At 74.1% G+C, this 16,859-nt stretch carries 17 protein-coding genes; 9 read left to right on the forward strand and 8 right to left on the reverse strand.

What is annotated here, in order from left to right; genetic code table 11:
- Positions 1-3: 3 nt before the first annotated feature.
- The 6 genes from flgL (at position 4) to O2W20_RS14410 (ending at position 4,545) form a co-directional block, all read left to right on the forward strand.
- Positions 4-915, forward strand: a complete 912-nt coding sequence (gene flgL, locus O2W20_RS14385) for a flagellar hook-associated protein FlgL (protein ID WP_269171947.1) — start codon at positions 4-6, stop codon at positions 913-915.
- 142 nt (positions 916-1,057) lie between these two features.
- Positions 1,058-1,306: a carbon storage regulator CsrA gene (gene csrA, locus O2W20_RS14390; RefSeq protein WP_269171946.1), complete on the forward strand. Its 249-nt coding sequence runs from the start codon at positions 1,058-1,060 to the stop codon at positions 1,304-1,306.
- Between the two features lie 142 nt (positions 1,307-1,448).
- Positions 1,449-2,045, forward strand: coding sequence for a hypothetical protein (locus tag O2W20_RS14395; RefSeq protein WP_269171945.1), 597 nt, complete (start codon positions 1,449-1,451; stop codon positions 2,043-2,045).
- A 105-nt stretch (positions 2,046-2,150) separates the two neighbouring features.
- The gene (locus O2W20_RS14400; protein ID WP_269171944.1) at positions 2,151-3,248 is read left to right on the forward strand and encodes a flagellar biosynthesis protein FliA; all 1,098 of its coding nucleotides are present in this window, start codon (positions 2,151-2,153) and stop codon (positions 3,246-3,248) included.
- A 191-nt stretch (positions 3,249-3,439) separates the two neighbouring features.
- Positions 3,440-3,787 carry a hypothetical protein gene (locus tag O2W20_RS14405; RefSeq protein WP_269171943.1) on the forward strand — a complete coding sequence of 116 codons (348 nt, stop codon included), beginning with the start codon at positions 3,440-3,442 and terminating at the stop codon, positions 3,785-3,787.
- On the forward strand, positions 3,784-4,545 hold the full coding sequence (locus tag O2W20_RS14410; protein WP_269171942.1) for a hypothetical protein: 762 nt from the start codon (positions 3,784-3,786) through the stop codon (positions 4,543-4,545). Before O2W20_RS14405 ends, O2W20_RS14410 begins: the two co-directional genes overlap by 4 nt.
- Before the next feature lie 24 nt (positions 4,546-4,569).
- Here O2W20_RS14410 and O2W20_RS14415 read toward each other — a convergent pair whose 3' ends face one another.
- The 3 genes from O2W20_RS14415 to O2W20_RS14425 form a co-directional block, all read right to left on the reverse strand.
- Complete coding sequence (locus O2W20_RS14415) at positions 4,570-6,156, reverse strand: NlpC/P60 family protein (RefSeq protein ID WP_269171941.1); 1,587 nt, start codon at positions 6,154-6,156, stop codon at positions 4,570-4,572.
- 550 nt (positions 6,157-6,706) lie between these two features.
- A complete protein-coding gene (locus O2W20_RS14420; RefSeq protein WP_269171940.1) occupies positions 6,707-8,008 on the reverse strand; it encodes a citrate synthase in 1,302 nt (433 codons plus the stop codon).
- A 91-nt stretch (positions 8,009-8,099) separates the two neighbouring features.
- Positions 8,100-9,503: a class II fumarate hydratase gene (locus O2W20_RS14425; RefSeq protein ID WP_269171939.1), complete on the reverse strand. Its 1,404-nt coding sequence runs from the start codon at positions 9,501-9,503 to the stop codon at positions 8,100-8,102.
- Between the two features lie 85 nt (positions 9,504-9,588).
- Between O2W20_RS14425 and O2W20_RS14430 the strand changes: the two genes are divergently transcribed.
- Positions 9,589-10,248 (forward strand): DUF1707 SHOCT-like domain-containing protein, encoded by a 660-nt coding sequence (locus tag O2W20_RS14430; protein ID WP_269171938.1) that lies wholly within the window; start codon positions 9,589-9,591, stop codon positions 10,246-10,248.
- 23 nt (positions 10,249-10,271) lie between these two features.
- Here the strand turns inward: O2W20_RS14430 and glpX are convergent, their stop codons facing one another.
- Positions 10,272-11,327: a class II fructose-bisphosphatase gene (glpX, locus tag O2W20_RS14435; RefSeq protein WP_269160037.1), complete on the reverse strand. Its 1,056-nt coding sequence runs from the start codon at positions 11,325-11,327 to the stop codon at positions 10,272-10,274.
- Positions 11,328-11,397: 70 nt separating this feature from the next.
- Between glpX and O2W20_RS14440 the strand changes: the two genes are divergently transcribed.
- On the forward strand, positions 11,398-12,066 hold the full coding sequence (locus O2W20_RS14440; RefSeq protein ID WP_269171937.1) for a DUF4245 domain-containing protein: 669 nt from the start codon (positions 11,398-11,400) through the stop codon (positions 12,064-12,066).
- Here the strand turns inward: O2W20_RS14440 and O2W20_RS14445 are convergent.
- The 4 genes from O2W20_RS14445 to O2W20_RS14460 form a co-directional block, all read right to left on the reverse strand.
- A complete protein-coding gene (locus O2W20_RS14445; RefSeq protein WP_269171936.1) occupies positions 12,048-12,278 on the reverse strand; it encodes an exodeoxyribonuclease VII small subunit in 231 nt (76 codons plus the stop codon). The genes O2W20_RS14440 and O2W20_RS14445 overlap by 19 nt on opposite strands.
- On the reverse strand, positions 12,275-13,510 hold the full coding sequence (gene xseA / locus O2W20_RS14450) for an exodeoxyribonuclease VII large subunit (RefSeq protein ID WP_269171935.1): 1,236 nt from the start codon (positions 13,508-13,510) through the stop codon (positions 12,275-12,277). The genes O2W20_RS14445 and xseA overlap by 4 nt, the downstream gene beginning before the upstream one ends.
- Before the next feature lie 77 nt (positions 13,511-13,587).
- On the reverse strand, positions 13,588-14,412 hold the full coding sequence (locus O2W20_RS14455; RefSeq protein ID WP_269171934.1) for a M15 family metallopeptidase: 825 nt from the start codon (positions 14,410-14,412) through the stop codon (positions 13,588-13,590).
- Positions 14,413-14,452: 40 nt separating this feature from the next.
- Positions 14,453-15,610: a lipid droplet-associated protein gene (locus O2W20_RS14460; protein ID WP_269171933.1), complete on the reverse strand. Its 1,158-nt coding sequence runs from the start codon at positions 15,608-15,610 to the stop codon at positions 14,453-14,455.
- 156 nt (positions 15,611-15,766) lie between these two features.
- On the opposite strand from O2W20_RS14460, the gene O2W20_RS14465 reads away from it, so the two are divergent.
- Positions 15,767-16,738, forward strand: a complete 972-nt coding sequence (locus tag O2W20_RS14465) for a 4-hydroxy-3-methylbut-2-enyl diphosphate reductase (protein WP_269171932.1) — start codon at positions 15,767-15,769, stop codon at positions 16,736-16,738.
- Positions 16,739-16,859: the final 121 nt, after the last annotated feature.

Genomic DNA, 16,859 nt, shown 5'->3' on the forward strand with positions numbered 1-16,859 from the left:
CTGATGCGGATCACCCAGCGCTCGCTCGCCGTCACCGCACTGCAGGGCCTCAACCGCAACCAGGAGGCCATCTCCAAGCTGCAGGCCCAGCTGACGTCGGGCAAGACGATCAACAAGCCCTCCGACGACCCCACCGGCACGAACGCGGCGATGCAGACCCGCCAGGAGCTCGCCGGTGCCGCGCAGTACGCCCGGAACATCAACGACGGGATCGGCCTGCTCGACGCGACGGACTCCGCCCTGCAGAACATGATCAAGCAGGTGCAGAGCGTCCGGGCGAAGACGGTGGCCGGCCTCAACGACGGCGCCCTGTCCGGACCCTCCCGTGCCGCCTACCAGACCGAGGTCGCCGGGATCCGCGAGAGCCTGCTGGGCCTGGCCAACACCACGGTCCAGGGCGTGCCCGTCTTCGGCGGGGTGACCAGCGGGTCGACGGCGTACGACGTCACGACCGGCGCCTACCAGGGCTTCGGTGGCACCACCGTGCCGCCGATGCCGGTGGTCCCGGTCAACCGCCAGGTGTCCGACGCCGACACGATCCGGGTCGACCTCACCGGGCCGGAGGCCTTCGGCGACCCGGCGACCGGTGACCTGTTCTCCGTCGTCCAGTCCATCGCCACCGACCTGGTCGACGACCCGGCCGCCCTCGCCGGGCACCTCGACGACCTGGACGCCGTGCTGAACCGGATGCTGACGGCGGCGGCGGACATCGGTACGCGCACCAACCGGATCGAGACGGCCCAGCAGGTGAACAAGGACCTGCAGCTGTCGCTGACCAGCCGGTCCTCGGTCATCGAGAACGTGGACCTGCCCAAGACGATCATGAACCTGCAGATGCAGCAGGTCGGCTACGAGGCCGCGCTGGGGGCCACCGCGAAGGCCATCCAGCCCACTCTGCTGGACTTCCTGCGCTGATCGTCGGCAGGTGGCCCCTTCCCGGGGTCAACCTGCCGAGAGAGCAAGAGCAGGGCGCGCCCACCCGGGTGGGCGCGCCCGGTCCCGCCGACCGGCGGGGCGATGCCACGGACGGCCCACACGAACCCATGGAGGGGTACCCATGCTCACTCTCACCCGCAGCGTCGGCGAGAGCATCCGGATCGGCGAGGACATCGAGGTCTACGTCGTCGAGGTCCGCGGCGGAACCGTGCGGCTGGGCTTCAAGGCCCCCCGCGAGGTGACGATCCACCGTGAAGAGGTCTACAAGCAGATCGCCGAGGCGCAGAGCCTCGCCGCCGAGGTGGCCGCAGACGCGATGGCCGCGTTGTCGGCATTTGCACCAGCACCGGACCAGCCAACTGGCGAGTAGTGCCATAGAGGTGGCCGATACGCCTCAATAACAGCTCACCCCGTCCGTCACAGTAGTCACAGGGCGGCGAGTCTCGCCGTCGGCGGCCATGATCGTGCGCAAGTCTCTCCCCACAGCACCACGGTTACAGGGGGAGACGAACATGGAACTCAGCGCACTCGCATCGGGCCCGGCAGACGGCGTCGAGCTGTCGGTCGACCTGCGCGTCGGGCCGTCCGGCGCCGACGACCTGCGTCCCTGTGATGCCGTCGACGGCTCCTTCGGTGAGCCGGCCGCCGGCGCGGCCTGGTCGGAGACGGTCGTGGTGCACGTCCAGCTGCGCCCCCGCCGGCCGGCCACCCGCCGGTGCCTCGCCGCCCTCGCGGCGCTGGCCGCCCGGCACGAGTCGGTGGCCTTCGCGCTGACCGGCCTCAGCGGCGACGACCGCGCCGTCCGGATCACCGTCGGCGTCGAGCTCGGCCCGCGCGAGCTGATCGCGAAGTTCTCCGACCAGGCGCAGGCCGCCTACGCCTTCGTGGACGGGCTCTTCACCGACCTCTACGACTTCATGCCGGTGTACGTCGCCGAGCCGAACGAGGTCGAGCGCGCAGCGGCCGCCGGCGTGCTCGAGGCCGTCGAGACGCCCCGGCCCCGCATGCCGGCGCCGCGGGTCCCCGCCCCGCGCATCCCCTCGCCGCGCCGTCCCTCCGGTGACAGCGTCCACGCCCCCGTGCGCCGCGGGGTGCCCGCCCTCGTCTGAGGCCGGACGCAGTCGGCCCACCGAGGGCCGAGTCCGCGCTCGCCGCCGCAACACGCCCAGGCACGCCCCACCCCAGCCCACCTGCACTTCCCCTCAGGAGGACCGGTGTCCCAGGACATGCTCACCACCCAGCTCGCCACCGACCCCGCCCGGACCCGTGAGCCGCTCGTCTTCGGTGGGCTCACCGAGGCCGAGGGCTGGGCGCTGGCCCCGATCACCCCCCGCGACCGGGTGCACTTCCGCACCGACCGGGAGCTGCCGCTGGACACCTTCCGGGCGGCCCTGCCGGCCGAGGTCACGGTGACCTACGACGAGGGCGACGGTCTGTACCGGGTCGACGGCGAGACAGGGACGTCCGAGGAGCTCGCCGGCGTGATCCGTGCCTGGTGCGCCGCCGAGGGCTACGCGACGGTCGGGCTGCGGCCGGAGACCGGCGTGCGCCGCCGGGCACCCCGCGACCTGCCGGCCACCTTCCTCGACGGGCTGTGCCGGCACTACTGCCGGGTCAGCCTCAAGCGCCTGCAGCGGAACATGAGCACGATCCGGCTGCACCTGCCCGACAACGACGACGTCGACCAGCAGGTGGCCGAGTGGGTCCTGAAGGCGGTGAGCCAGTACGACGAGACCAAGTCCGTCCCCTTCGGCGCCTTCCTGGCGACCCAGCTCTCCAAGTGGGTCCATGACCTGGGGCGCAACGCCTACGGCCGGACCGCGGCCGACACGGAGAACAAGCAGCAGAAGGCGGTGGCCGCGTTCACCGCGGAGCACCAGCGCCGGCCCAGCGAGAAGGAGCTGGCTGCCTACATGGGCCAGAGCGTGGCCACGCTGCGCCGCAACTCCCAGACCGTCGCCACCCTGAACGGCCTGCGCAACCTGCAGTCCCTGGACGGTGGGGCCGACACGGTGGAGTTCGTCGTCCCCGACAGCGCCGAGGTGCCCGACGAGATCATGGGCGAGGCCGAGCAGAGCCTGCTGTCGCACGCCCTGACCGCCGCGTGCGCCCCCGACCCGACCGCCCGTCGGGACCAGCGGGCGGCGCAGCCGAACGTGCTGGGCTGGGCGACCTGGTACCTGACGACCTGGGGCGGGCAGACCAAGACACAGCTGTCGGCCGACCTGGGCACGTCGGTGCGCAACATGAACGTGCACGCCGACCGCGCCGAGAAGGCCCTCAAGGACCGGCTCGCCGAGCTGGGCGGCTGAGCTCTGCCGGGCCGCCGGCACGTGCTGCGGCCCGGTGGCCGGAAGCTGGCGACGGCGGGCGGAAAAGGTTGCGATCCGGGTCCATTGGCCCTCTCACCTGCCGATATCCAAGTCGTGAACGCGCCGGAGCCCACTCGCCGCACTGCGGGAGCCGGTCGTCCAGCCCGGGCCCAGCGTCCGGCGGTGGAGGAGTGAGCGGCCCCCCGGTCGAGGACCCGGCGCAGGCGGTCCTGGTGCCGCACTGGCTGAGCAGTCCGGACCGGCTCGAGGTCGAGCGGGTCGTGCGGGCTGCGCTCGACGGCGGACCGCTGCACCCGGTCGCCGCCGTCCACCTGGGCGAGGTCCTCACCGAACTGCACGTGGCCGCCGCCCGCGAGGTCGTCTGGCCCGCACCCACCGCGCGCGTCCGCCGGGCCACCGGCTGGTCCGACGACGTCGTCCCGGTGCGGCTGTCCGCCGTCGAACTGGCGAGCGTGTTGTCCCTGCCCGGTCTGGCGACCGTGGCCCGAGAAGCCCTGACCGGAGGACGCAGCGCATGACCGGAGCGCTCTTCGGCGCCCCCGCCGGGCTCCTCCAGCGACTGAACCGGGCCGAGGTCCGGGTGCCCGACGTGTGGGCCGCCGTGGAGCTGCTGGCCGACCGGGGTGTCCACCCGGACCTGGAGCTCGGCGTCCTGGACGGGGCGGGCCGCGGCCCGATGCTGGTGCTGGACGACACCGGTCGTCGCACCCGCGTCCTGCTCGCCGAGCTCGCCGCGGAGATGACCCGTGCCCGGGTGCCCGTGACGGCGGAGTCGGTCGCCACCGCACTGGGTGCCTGGCTCGCCCGCCGCCCGGTGCCCGACCCGGTGGCCCTCGCCACCGGCGTCGCCGTCCTGGACTGGTCCGATGCCCGGCACACCGCGCTGGGCTGGCGGGTGGTGGTCGCGCGTGAGCAGCTGGTCGTGCCCTGGCGCCCGTCCCGCACCGCGACGCTGCCCCTGGTCCACCAGGTGCGCTCGGCGGCGCTGGGCCGGGCCGCGATCGTCCGGACCGCGCTCCGGGTCGAGGGCCCGGTGGGCCTGTGGACCTCGACCGGCGTGCCCGGCATGGACACCGCGGTCCTGGTGCGCCCCGAGGAGCTGCTCGCCGAGATGGCCACCGCCGGGCTGCGGCTGCACGACATGCACGTCGTCGTCACCCCCCACCGGCCGGTCGCCTGCGCGGACGCCGCCGTGGCGCGCCGGCTGGTCGCGGAGGCGACCGATGCCTGCGCCACCCTGCCGTGGCAGGAGCTGGCCGACCTCGGCTGGGCCTGACCCGTCCGCCCGGCCGACCGCCGGTCAGCTCAGCTCGCCGTACTCCCAGTGCCACGGCTCCGGGTTCTGCCCGCCCGCCCGCGCCCACTCCGGGTGCCGCCAGCCGAAGTGGCCGGCGTTGCGCTGCATCCACGCCGTCTGCGCGGTGCCGAAGACGTTGATCCCGCCGCAGAGGTCGACCGCCAAGGCCCAGCCGTGGTTGGAGGTCCCCGGCACCGCGGTGATCTTCGGCTTGCGGTGGTGCGCGTCGACCTGGGCGCCCAGCGACCGGTAGGAGTCGGTGATGCACAAGGGGGTGCCGAAGGCCTGCGCGTAGGCCGCGGACATCGCCCGGTAGGCCGCCGCCGCGTCACAGCGCAACCTGTGTCCGCTCCCGATCGTGCAGAGCTGGTCGGCGGGGATCTGCCCGTTGGCCCATCCACCCCACGCGCCGGACACGGGCCCGGCGCCGCTGCCCGGGGCGGGCAGCGGAGCGCTGCACGTCGCCGTGACGGGGCCGCTGACCGGCACCGGCGTGGGCCTGGCCGGCGGCACCGACACCCGGACGGCGGTGCTCAGGTCGGCCAGTTCGCGCACCGCCACCTGATGCCGGTCGGCCGAGGCGGACAGCACGCTCGTGCCGCCCACGTACAGGCCGACGTCGTCCAGGCCGCTGCGCGGATCGGTGCTGAACACCAGGTCGCCCACCTGGAGCTGGCCGGCCGGGACCGGCGTGCCCTGGGCCCACTGGCCGGGCAGGTCGGTGGGCAGCCCGACGCCGCCCTGGGCCCAGGCCGTGGCGGTGAGCCCACCGCAGTCGTACCCGTCAGGCCCGTGCTGCCCGAGCAGGTACGGCTTGCCGAGCTGGGCGAAGGCGGCGCTGACCGCGGCGACGGTCTCGGCCGGGAGCACGGTGAGCGTGCCGCCGGCGGCGTAGGTGGTGGCCACGCCCGGCACCGGTGCGCCCGTGGGGTCGCGCAGCGCGGCGAGCCCGGCCGGCAGCGTCCCCGGGTCGGTCAGCGCCGCGGCGGGCGGCGGGGTGACGCCGGCCGCAGCCAGCCGGCCGAGGTGGTCCTGCCAGCCGGTCAGCGCGGCGGTGTTGCGTGCCTGCTGGTCGGGCGCGGCGGCGCTCGTCGACAGCGCAGCCCACTGGGCGCTCACGGTCGGGTCGAGGTCGGCGACGATCGCGCGGACCTCGGTGAGCACGTCGGCGGCGCGGCCGCGCGCCTGCGCCGCGGCCGCCTCGGCCGCGGCGGCGGTGTCGGTGTGCTGCGCCGCCTGGACGGCGGCCAGGGCGGCGCGGGCCACCGAGCTGTCCTGCTGCTCGGCCAGCAGCTCGGCCAGGCCCTGCGCGTGCAGGACGTCGGAGGTCGAACCGGGCTGGTGCAGGGAGAGCTGTGCCAGCGGCCAGCGCTCCTCCGGACTGCGCCGGTACGTGGTGGCCGCGTGGGCACCGACGGCAGTCCGGTCCGCGGTGACCACGGCCAGGGCGGCCGTGCCGGCGTCGCGAGCCTGCTGCGCCTGGGCGTCGAGGGCCTCTGCCTCGGCCAGCGCGGCCCGGTGGCGCGCGGCGGCGTCCGCCAGGGTCGCCGCGGTGGCCGCCACCTCGCTGGCGGCAGCCGGTGCGGGCACCTGGCCGGCCTCGGTGGGCGGCTGGGCGCTGACGGCCAGGACGCCGATCAGGGCCAGCGTCGCACCGCCGACGACGGCCAGGCGGTGCCACCAGCGCCGCGGGTCACCGGTGGTGCGGGCACGCCGGGGCGCCGGTCCGCGGGTGGCCGGAGCCGGACGACGGCCGGCGGGGACCGGTCTCCGCCCCGTGGGCTGACGGACCTGCGCCGTGCCGGTCCCGGGCTTCCTCGCGGCCGTCTTCCGGGCGGGTGCCTGCTGTGCGGGCGGCTTCCGTACGGATGGCTTCCGTGCGGGCTGGCCGGCGGTGGCGGACCGGGCACGGGGCCGCGCAGGAGCGTGCGGGCGTGGTGCGGACACCGTCGTTCCCCCAGCTGCGTCGGATCGGCCCGGCCGCCAGGTGGCGCCCGTTGTCCTGATCCCATCGACGTGCCAGCCGGGCCGGTGGAGGTCTCTCACCGGTTCGGGGGGTGCAGCTCACCCCTTCGGGGGGAGACGACGAGGCCCCGCCGTCCAACAGGACGGCGGGGCCTCGGGTGGTGCGATCCGGTGGCTACCGGTTGTCGAGCTCCACGAAGGAGCGCTCGGCCGGGCCGGTGTAGACCTGCCGCGGGCGGCCGATCTTCGTGGCCGGGTCCTCGATCATCTCCCGCCACTGGGCGATCCAGCCGGGCAGCCGGCCGATCGCGAACAGCACGGTGAACATCCGGGTCGGGAAGCCCATCGCCCGGTAGATCAGCCCGGTGTAGAAGTCGACGTTCGGGTAGAGCTTGCGCTCGACGAAGTAGTCGTCGGAGAGCGCGATCTCCTCCAGCTGCCGGGCCAGGTCGAGCAGCTCGTTGTTGCCGCCCAGCTTGTCCAGCACCGTGTCGGCGGTCGCCTTCACCAGGGCCGCGCGCGGGTCGTAGTTCTTGTAGACCCGGTGCCCGAAGCCCATCAGCTTGACGCCGGGCTCCTTGTCCTTCACCCGCGCGACGAAGCGGTTGATGTCACCGCCGTCGGCCTTGATCGCCTCGAGCATCTCCAGCACCGACTGGTTCGCCCCGCCGTGCAGCGGGCCGAACAGCGCGTTGATGCCGGCCGAGACCGAGGCGAACATGTTGGCCTGCGAGCTGCCGACCAGCCGGACCGTGGAGGTGGAGCAGTTCTGCTCGTGGTCGGCGTGCAGCACGAACAGCATGTCCAGCGCCTTGACCAGCTCCGGGTCGGCCTCGTACGGCTCGGCCGGGAAGCCGAAGGTCATCCGCAGGAAGTTCTCCACCAGGCCCAGGGAGTTGTCCGGGTAGAGGAACGGCTGCCCGATCGACTTCTTGTAGGCGTAGGCGGCGATGGTCGGGAGCTTGGCCAGCAGGCGCACGGTCGACAGCTCGACCTGCTGCTGGTTGAAGGGGTCGAGCGAGTCCTGGTAGAAGGTCGACAGCGCGCTGACCGCCGAGGACAGCACGGGCATCGGGTGCGCGTCGCGCGGGAAGCCGTTGAAGAACCCCTTGAGGTCCTCGTGCAGCAGGGTGTGCCGGCGGATCCGCTGGTCGAACTCCCCCAGCTGGTCGGCCGTCGGCAGCTCGCCGTAGATCAGCAGGTAGGAGACCTCGAGGAAGCTCGCCTTGCCGGCCAGCTGGTCGATCGGGTAACCGCGGTACCGCAGGATGCCCTGGTCGCCGTCGATGTAGGTGATCGCCGAGGTGCAGGACGCGGTGTTCACGAACCCGATGTCCAGGGCGACCTGGCCGGTCGTGGCCAGCAGCTTGCTCGTGTCGATTCCCTCGGACCCCTCGGTCGCGGGGACGACCCGGAGCGGCAGTTCGCCGCCGGGCCAGCGCAGGGCTACGTCTGGGGTGTTCGCTGTCTCGCTCATCAGGTCTGGACGCTACTCAGTTCTCGTCGGGATGCGACACGGCCCCGCCGCAGGAACCTGTGACGGGGCCGTGGAGGGACGGTCGTCGGCGTCAGGGGTGGGTCATCGACAGCACGTCGAGGGCGGCGTCCAGCTGCTCCTCGGTGAGCTTCCCCTGCTCCACGTAGCCGCGCTCGACCACGACCTGGCGGATCGTCTTCTGCTCCGCCAGCGACTGCTTGGCGACCTTGGCCGCCTCCTCGTAGCCGATGTACTTGTTCAGCGGCGTGACGATCGAGGGGGAGGACTCGGCGTAGGTGCGGCACTGCTCGACGTTGGCGGTGACGCCGTCGACGCAGCGGTCGGCCAGCAGCCGGCTGACGTTGGCCAGCAGCCGGATCGACTCCAGCACGTTCCGGGCCATCAGCGGCAGCGTCACGTTGAGCTCGAAGACGCCGGTGGTGCCGGCGTAGGTGACGGCGGCGTCGTTGCCGATCACCTGCGCGCCGACCTGGATCACCGCCTCGGGGATCACCGGGTTCACCTTGCCCGGCATGATCGAGCTGCCCGGCTGCAGGTCGGGCAGGGCGATCTCGCCCAGGCCGGTGCGCGGTCCGGAGCCCATCCACCGCAGGTCGTTGGCGATCTTGATCAGCCCGACGGCGATCGTCTTGAGCTGGCCGGAGCCCTCGACCAGGGCGTCCCGGGAGCTCTGTGCCTCGAAGTGGTCCCGCGCCTCCGACAGCGGCAGGTCCAGCTCGCCGGCCAGCCGCTCGATGATGGCCGCGGCGAAACCGGGCGGGGTGTTGATGCCGGTACCGACGGCGGTGCCGCCCAGCGGGAGCTCACCGATCCGGGGGAGCGAGGCGTGCAGCCGCTCGATGCCGTAGCGGACGGCGGCCGCGTAGCCGCCGAACTCCTGCCCCAGGGTCACCGGGGTGGCGTCCATCAGGTGCGTGCGGCCGCTCTTGACGACCTGGGCGAACTCGGTGGCCTTGCGCTCCAGCGAGCCGGCCAGGTGCTCCAATGCGGGCACCAGGTCGCGCACGATGGCACCGGTCGCCGCGACGTGGATGGCCGAGGGGAAGACGTCGTTGGACGACTGTGAGGCGTTGACGTGGTCGTTCGGGTGCACCGGCGAGCCGAGGGCCTCGGTGGCCAGGGTGGCGATGACCTCGTTGGTGTTCATGTTGCTCGACGTGCCCGACCCGGTCTGGAAGACGTCGATCGGGAAGTGCGCGTCCCAGTCCCCTCGGGCGACGGTCGCCGCCGCCTCGGTGACGGCGTCGGCGACGTCCTGCGGCAGCACGCCGAGGGAGGCGTTCACCGCGGCGGCGGCTCCCTTGATGGCTGCCAGCGCGCCGATCAGCTCACGCTCGATGGGCGTGCCGGAGATCGGGAAGTTCTCCACGGCCCGCTGGGTCTGCGCGCGCCACTTCGCCCACGAGGGGACGCGGACCTCTCCCATGGAGTCGTGCTCGATGCGGTACTCCGCGCCGTCGTTGTCGGTGGCCACGCTGCGCTCCCGGTGTGGTGTGGTGGTTGCCCTGCGGGAGCGACCCTAGACACCGCGGGACGGCCCCGCGGCTAGGGTCCGCGGCATGAGCGAGCAGCAGTCCGGGGAGCCCGGTCCCGTCCCCGTGGTCCGTGCCTCCGACGCCGAACGCGAAGCGGTCGTCACCCGGTTGCAGACCGCCCTCGGCGAGGGGCGGATCAACGTGGACGAGTTCACCCAGCGGGCCGACGTCGCCTACGCCGCGGTGACGACGGCCGACCTCGAGGAGCTGCTCGCCGACCTGCCCGCGCCGACGTCGGCCGTCCCGGCGTTCGGGGAGGTCGTCGGCGAGCGGACGACGGGCACGATCGCCACCGTCTTCGGCGACGTGAAGCTGACCGCGACCACCAGCGTGCCGGAGCGGGCGAGCACCGTCTTCGGCGACGTCCGGATCGATCTGCGTGGCCTGCGCACCTCCGAGGAGGTCGTGGCGCTGCAGCTGGGCACGGTCTTCGGCGACGTCGAGGTGATCGTCAGCGAGGGCGTGGCCGCCGAGATCGAGGGCTGGACGGTCTTCGGTGACCGCAAGACCCAGCTGGCGCCGGTGCCCCGGCTCCCGGGGACCCCGCGGGTCGTCGTCCGGGGTTGGACGGTCTTCGGCGACCTGAAGCTCCGCAGCCTGGCGCCGGGGGAGTCGCCCAGCCGCTGGCGGGCCGTCCTGGACCGGCTGGCCGAACGCCGGTCGGCCCCGCCGCCCGCCGGCTGAGCCGGGCGGCGCGGGCCGGCGGTTCAGGCCTCGTCGTCGCCGAAGGGGACGGCCGAGTACTGGTTGAGCTTCTCCAGCGAGTGCAGGCTCTCGATCGAGCGGATCGTGCCCGAGCGCGAGCGCATCACCAGCGACTGGGTGGTCGCCCCGCCGGCGCGGTACCGCACCCCGCGCAGCAGCTCGCCGTCGGTGATGCCGGTGGCGACGAAGAAGACGTCGCCGCCCACCAGGTCGTCGATCAGGAGCACCCGGTCCAGGTCGTGGCCGGCGTCCAGGGCGCGCTGCCGTTCCGCGTCGTCCTTGGGCCACAGCCGGCCCTGCAGCGCGCCGCCCATGCACTTCAAGGCGCAGGCGGTGATGATCCCCTCCGGCGTGCCGCCGATGCCCATCAACAGGTCGACACCGGTGCCCTCCTGGGCGGCGGCGATCGCCCCGGCGACGTCGCCGTCGGTGATGAACTTGATCCGGGCGCCGGCCTCGCGCACCTCCCGGACCAGGGTCTCGTGCCGCGGCCGGTCCAGGATGCAGACCGTCACGTCGCCCACCGAGCTGCTCTTGGCCTTCGCCACCTTGCGGATGTTGTCCGCCACCGGTGCGGTGATGTCGACGACGTCGGCGGCGGCCGGCCCCGTGGCGATCTTGTCCATGTAGAAGACGGCGGACGGGTCGTACATCGCCCCCCGGTCGGCCACCGCCATCACCGCGATCGCGTTGGGCATGCCCTTGGCCATCAGCGTGGTGCCGTCGATCGGGTCGACCGCGACGTCGTAGTCGTTGCCCCAGCCGTCGCCGACGTGCTCGCCGTTGTAGAGCATCGGGGCCTCGTCCTTTTCGCCCTCCCCGATGACGACGACGCCGCGCATGTGCACCGTGCCGATGAGGGCGCGCATCGCGTCGACCGCGGCGCCGTCCCCACCGTTCTTGTCACCGCGGCCGACCCAACGGCCGGCGGCCAGGGCGGCGGCCTCGGTGACCCGGACGAGCTCCAGTGCCAGGTTGCGGTCCGGCGCCGGGCGGTCGGTGCGCAGCGTCGAGGCCGGCCGTGGGTTCAGCGGGCCATCGGGCAGGGGAAGGGACACGGGACCTCCTGAGGGCCGCCGGGCGGCGCTGCTCGACGGGGTGGTGGAGCGGTGCTGCGATCCTAGGGGCATGCCCGACACCGGCCAGGACGGCGAGCAGCCCCGGCCCGCCCAGCCCTCCGCCACCGTGACCGACGCCGCGACCGGCGCCTCTCCCGACGCCGGCGGCCCCGCCCCCGCCGCCTCCCCGGCCAGCGACCGGATGCTGCGCTTCACCCCGGCCAACATGATCCGGTCGTTGCTGCCCCTGCTGGTCATCTGCCTGGTGATCGTGGGCGTCACCGCTCTGCGGCAGAACCCCGAGGACCCGGTCCGCGACGTCGACCCCACCAGCGCGCAGCGGGCGGTCGCCGCACTGGCCGGCTACGAGCTGCTGGTGCCGACCGACCTGCCCGAGGGGTGGCGGTCGACGAGCGTGCGGACCGACGCCGGGTCGGTGCAGGCCGGTGACCCGGTCACCCTGGAGATCGGCTGGTTCACCCCCGGCGAGGAGTACGCCGGTTACGTGATCAGCGACGACCCGGGCGCCGACGCGGTCGCCGACGTCCTCGACGGGGCGGCCGCCGACGGCACCGCGCAGGTCGACGGGCAGACCTGGGACCGGCTGGAGACTCAGCGCGGGGAGACGGCGCTGACCCGGGTCACCGACGGCGCCACCCTGGTGGTCACGGGTTCGGCGACGGAGGAGGAGCTGACCACGCTGGCCGGCTCGCTGGAGCCCTACGCCCCCGGGTCCTGAGCGGGGGGAGCGGCGGCGGCCAGGCGTTCCCGGGCCCGGTCGAGCCAGTGCTGGCACAGCTCGGCCAGCTGCTCGCCGCGCTCCCAGAGCGCCAGCGACTCCTCGAGGGTGAGGCCGCCGGACTCCAGCCGGCGCACCACGTCGGCGAGCTCCTCGCGGGCCTGCTCGTAGGTCTGGGTCGGCTCGACGGCCTGCTCGGGCTGTTCGGTCACGGTTCCCCATCCTCCCCGGCGGTCGTGCGGTCGACCCGCACCGGGAGCCGGCCACCGGCCACCCGGACCCGCAGCCGCTCGCCGTCGGCCACCCCGGCCGGGTCGCGGACCAGTTCGCCGTCCGCCCGCTGGACCACCGCGTAGCCGCGCTCCAGCGTCGCCGCCGGGGAGAGCGCCGCGACCCGGGCGCGGGCGTGCACGAGGTCGCGCTCGGCGCCCTCCACCCGGTGGCTCAGCGTGCGGGTGGCCCGGGCGCGGAGCGCGGTGACGTCGTCGGCCCGGCCGGCCAGCAGCCGCTGCGGGTCGGCGAGCACGGGACGGCTGCGCACGGACTCCAGCCAGCGTTCCTGCTGTTCCAGCCGGCTGCCCAGCAGGTGCCGGGCACGGGCGCGCAGCCCCTCGACCAGCCGCGTCTGCTCGCCGATCTCCGGAACGACCCGGTGGGCGGCGTCGGTGGGGGTGGCCGCCCGGACGTCGGCCACGTGGTCGACCAGCGTGGTGTCGGTCTCGTGCCCGACCGCCGTGACGACGGGGGTGCGGCTGGCGGCGATCGCCCGGACCAGGCCCTCGTCGGAGAAGGGCAGCAGGTCCTCGACCGACCCGCCGCCGCGGGCGATGACGATCACCTCCACCGTCGGGTCGGCGTCCAGCCGCTGCAGCCCGGCGATCACCGACTCGGCCGCCGTCGGACCCTGGACGGCGCAGTTGTGCATCGCGAAGCGCACCGCGGGCCAGCGCCGCCGGGCGGTCACCAGCACGTCGCGCTCGGCGGCGCTGTCCCGCCCGGTGATGACGCCGACGACGGCGGGGGCGAAGGGCAGCGGGCGCTTGCGGACGACGTCGAACAGGCCCTCGGCGGCCAGCAGCCGGCGGATCCGCTCGATCCGGGCCAGCAGCTCACCCAGGCCCACCGCCCGGATCTCGGTGGCGCGCAGCGAGAAGGACCCGCGGGCGACGTAGTAGTCGGGGCGGGCGCGGACGATCACCCGGGAGCCCTCGGTGAGCTCCAGGCCCGGCCGGTCGGCGACGTCCCGGTGGCAGGTGACCGGCACCGAGAGGTCCGCGGCCGGGTCGCGCAGGGTGAGGAACACCGTGGCGGCGTTGCCGCGCCGGGACAGCTGCGCCACCTGGCCCTCGACCCACACCTCGCCCAGCCGGCCGATCCACTCGGCCACCTTCCGGGCCACGGTGCGCACCGGCCAGGGCGACTCGGGGGACGACGGACTGGTCACCCGCCCGAGCCTGCCAGACGGCGGACCCCGTCCTCCCCGGCCCTCGTGAGCCGGGCCCGGCCCGGCCGGGGACCGGCTCAGCCGGGGTAGCCCGGGGCAGCGGGCAGGCCGAAGAACTCCTCCATGGTCGGCACCCCGGTGCGCTGCATCTCGGTGGCCAGCGGGACGCCCACGTACCGGACGTGCCAGGGCTCGTACTTGAACCCGGTCACGTCCTGCCTGCCCTCGGGGTACCGCACGAGCCAGCCGAACTCGGCGGCGTGCGCGGCCACCCACTGGCCCTCGGCCGTGGTGGCGAAGCAGCTCTCGATGTCGCAGCCGCCCCCGCCGACGTCGGCCGCCAGCCCGGTCTGGTGCTCGCTGTACCCCGGCCGGGCCACCTGCACCTCGGCCCGTTCCTCGCCGAAGCGGCTGACCTGGGCGCTGAAGAGCCTCACCTGGTACTCGTACGGCCGGTAGGCGCTCTGCACGCCCAGGTCGAGTCCCTGGGCCGCGGCGGCGCTGATCATCGCGTCCATCGCCTGCGCCGCCTCCGCCCGCAGCTGGTACCCGTTCCCGATCGGGACCAGGTCGGCCGGGGCCCAGTCGATCGGGCTGAGCGGGCGGGCCTTGTTGACGACCACCCAGCTGCTCGCCGGGTCGGTGATCGACAGCTGGGTGCGGTCGAAGGCCGGCGGGGTCGTGGGCTCGGGTGCCGGGGGAGGAGGCGTCGCGGTGGCCGTGGTGGGGGCGGTCGTGGCGGGGCCGCCCTCGGCGATCGGGACGCCCTCCTCCCCGTCGCCCTGCAGCCAGACCGCACCGCCGACGGCGAGCACGCTCACCAGGGCGAGCAGCAGCAGGAGCCGGCGGCGTCGGCGGTGCCGTGCCGGCGCCGCCGGCCCTGCCGTGCCCTGGTCGTCCACCGTCTCCTGCTCGCCTGCCTGCGTCGCCCCTCCCACCGGCTCAGCCGCGGTCGGCGCTCAGCTTCTCCAGCCGGTTCTGCAGCAGGGTCACGTAGGGCGCCCGGGCGCGGGTGGCCCGCTCGTAGTCGAGCAGGTCGGCCACGGTCTCGGTCGGGTAGGCCCGCAGGTGCCCGCGCAGCGCCGGGATGCTGAAGGAGTCGTAGCCCTCGACCGGGCTGGCCGGCGCCCCGTCGCCGGCCGGCTCGGTCCCGTCGGAGGGGACCAGCGGGTCGCTGGCGGCGCTGTCGGTGACGTCGCTGCCGGGAGTGACGCTCTCCGCGGCCTCCGGGCCGCCCAGGTCGACCAGTTCCTCGGCCGCGTCGTCGAGCGCGGGGACGTCGGGCACCGCGTCGTCGACGATCTGGGTCTGGCCGGGCACCGGCTCGGGAGTGACGTCGTCCAGCGTCGACACGCCGCCGGCGAGGACCTCCGCGGGCGGGGTGCCAGGCACCGCGGGCTCGGCGACGAGCTCGTCGGCGACCGCCTCCTCGATCTCGGTCTCCTCCTCGGCGACGTCGGAGACGGTGTCGGCGGTGAGGTCCTCGAGCACCTCGTCCGGGACGGCGTCGGGCACCTCCGCCGCGACCTCGTCGGCGACCTCGGCGGCCAGCTCGTCGACGACCGCGGTCACCGCGTCGGCGGCCGGGTCGTCGGGCAGCGCGGCGACCTCGGCCGGGGTCAGGTCGGCGACGGTGTCGTCGGAACTGGCCGCCAGCACCGCCGCCACGTCCTCGGAGAGGTCGTCGGGGTCGGCCACCGGCAGGTCGGCGGCGGCGAGGTCGTCGGCCAGCGCGTCGGCGAGTTCCTCGGCCGGTGGCTCCTCACCGAGGTCGTCGTCGAGGTGGACGACCCGGTCGAAGGCCGAGCTGCGCCCGGCCGAGGCCGGCCGGGCCGGGGGTGGGGTCGGGGCCTCGTCCACGTCGTCGTCGAAGGTCGCCATCCCCGGCTCGGCGTCGCCGCGCAGGCTGGTGAGCACCTCGTCGCCGCGGGCCACGAGCCCGGAGTACTGCTGCTGCAGGTGCAGCGAGGTCTGCAGGGCCTGCCCGATCAACCGGACCGGGAGCCCCGGCAACGTCGTGGGGAGCTTGCGTGCCTCATCGAGCACGGTGGCGGCCAGTCCGGCTGCCGCGCGGACCACCTCGGGGATCTCTCGAGCCATGGGGCACAGGGTGCCGCACGTGGCGATCACCGGCAGCCCGACCACCCGCGCCGTCCCCCGTCCGGGCGGACCGCCCGCCGTCCCGGCGTGTCCAGCGCCACCCGTTCCGGCCTGCGGGGGCCGGTCCGGCGCGGCGGACCCACCTACCATGGGGTCATGGCTGAACTGCGCGGACGCGTCCTGCTGGCCGATCCCCGGGGGTACTGCGCCGGCGTGGACCGGGCGGTCATCGCCGTCGAACGGGCGCTGGAGATCCACGGCGCCCCCGTCTACGTCCGGAAGCAGATCGTCCACAACAAGCACGTCGTGGCGACCCTGGAGCGCCGGGGTGCGGTGTTCGTGGAGGAGACCGACGAGGTGCCCGAGGGTGCGGTCGTCGTCTTCAGTGCCCACGGGGTCTCCCCGGCGGTGAAGGCGGAGGCGCAGGAGCGGTCGCTGCGGACCATCGACGCCACCTGCCCGCTGGTGAGCAAGGTGCACATGGAGGCCAAGCGCTTCGCCAAGGACGACTACGACATCCTGCTGATCGGTCACCGCGGGCACGAAGAGGTCGAGGGCACGATGGGCGAGGCCCCGTCGAACACCCAGCTCGTCGACGGCGCCGAGGACGTCGCCAACGTCCAGGTGCGCGACCCGGAGAAGGTCGTCTGGCTCTCCCAGACCACGCTCTCGGTCGACGAGACGCTGGCCACGGTCGACTCGCTGAAGACCCGGTTCCCCGGTCTGCAGAGCCCGCCCAGCGACGACATCTGCTACGCGACGCAGAACCGGCAGCAGGCCGTGAAGCAGATGGCCGCCGAGTGCGACCTGGTGCTGGTCGTCGGCTCCACCAACTCCTCGAACTCGGTGCGGCTGGTCGAGGTGGCCCTGGAGGCCGGTGCCCGCGACTCGCACTTGGTCGACTTCGCCTCCGAGATCGATGAGTCCTGGCTGTCCGGCGTCGGCACGGTCGGGGTGACCAGCGGCGCGTCGGTGCCGGAGATCCTGGTCAGCGAGGTGCTCGACTGGCTGGCGACCCGCGGGTACGCCGACGTGGAGACGGTCAAGGCCGCGGAGGAGCGACTGGTGTTCGCGCTGCCGCACGAGCTGAAGCCGCGCCGCGAGGCGCTCGCGGTCGAGGCCGAGTAGCGGCTCCCTGCACGCCGAGAGCGGCCGGGACGCAGGACGGGCCGGCCGACCTGCTCGCCCGGCTCCGGCTGCACGAGCGCCGGAGCCGGGAGGCCTGAGCACGGCTCAGAGCGTGGTCATG

The sequence above is a fragment of the Modestobacter sp. VKM Ac-2982 genome (assembly GCF_026967935.1).
In the GTDB taxonomy this organism is placed as follows: Bacteria; Actinomycetota; Actinomycetes; order Mycobacteriales; family Geodermatophilaceae; genus Modestobacter.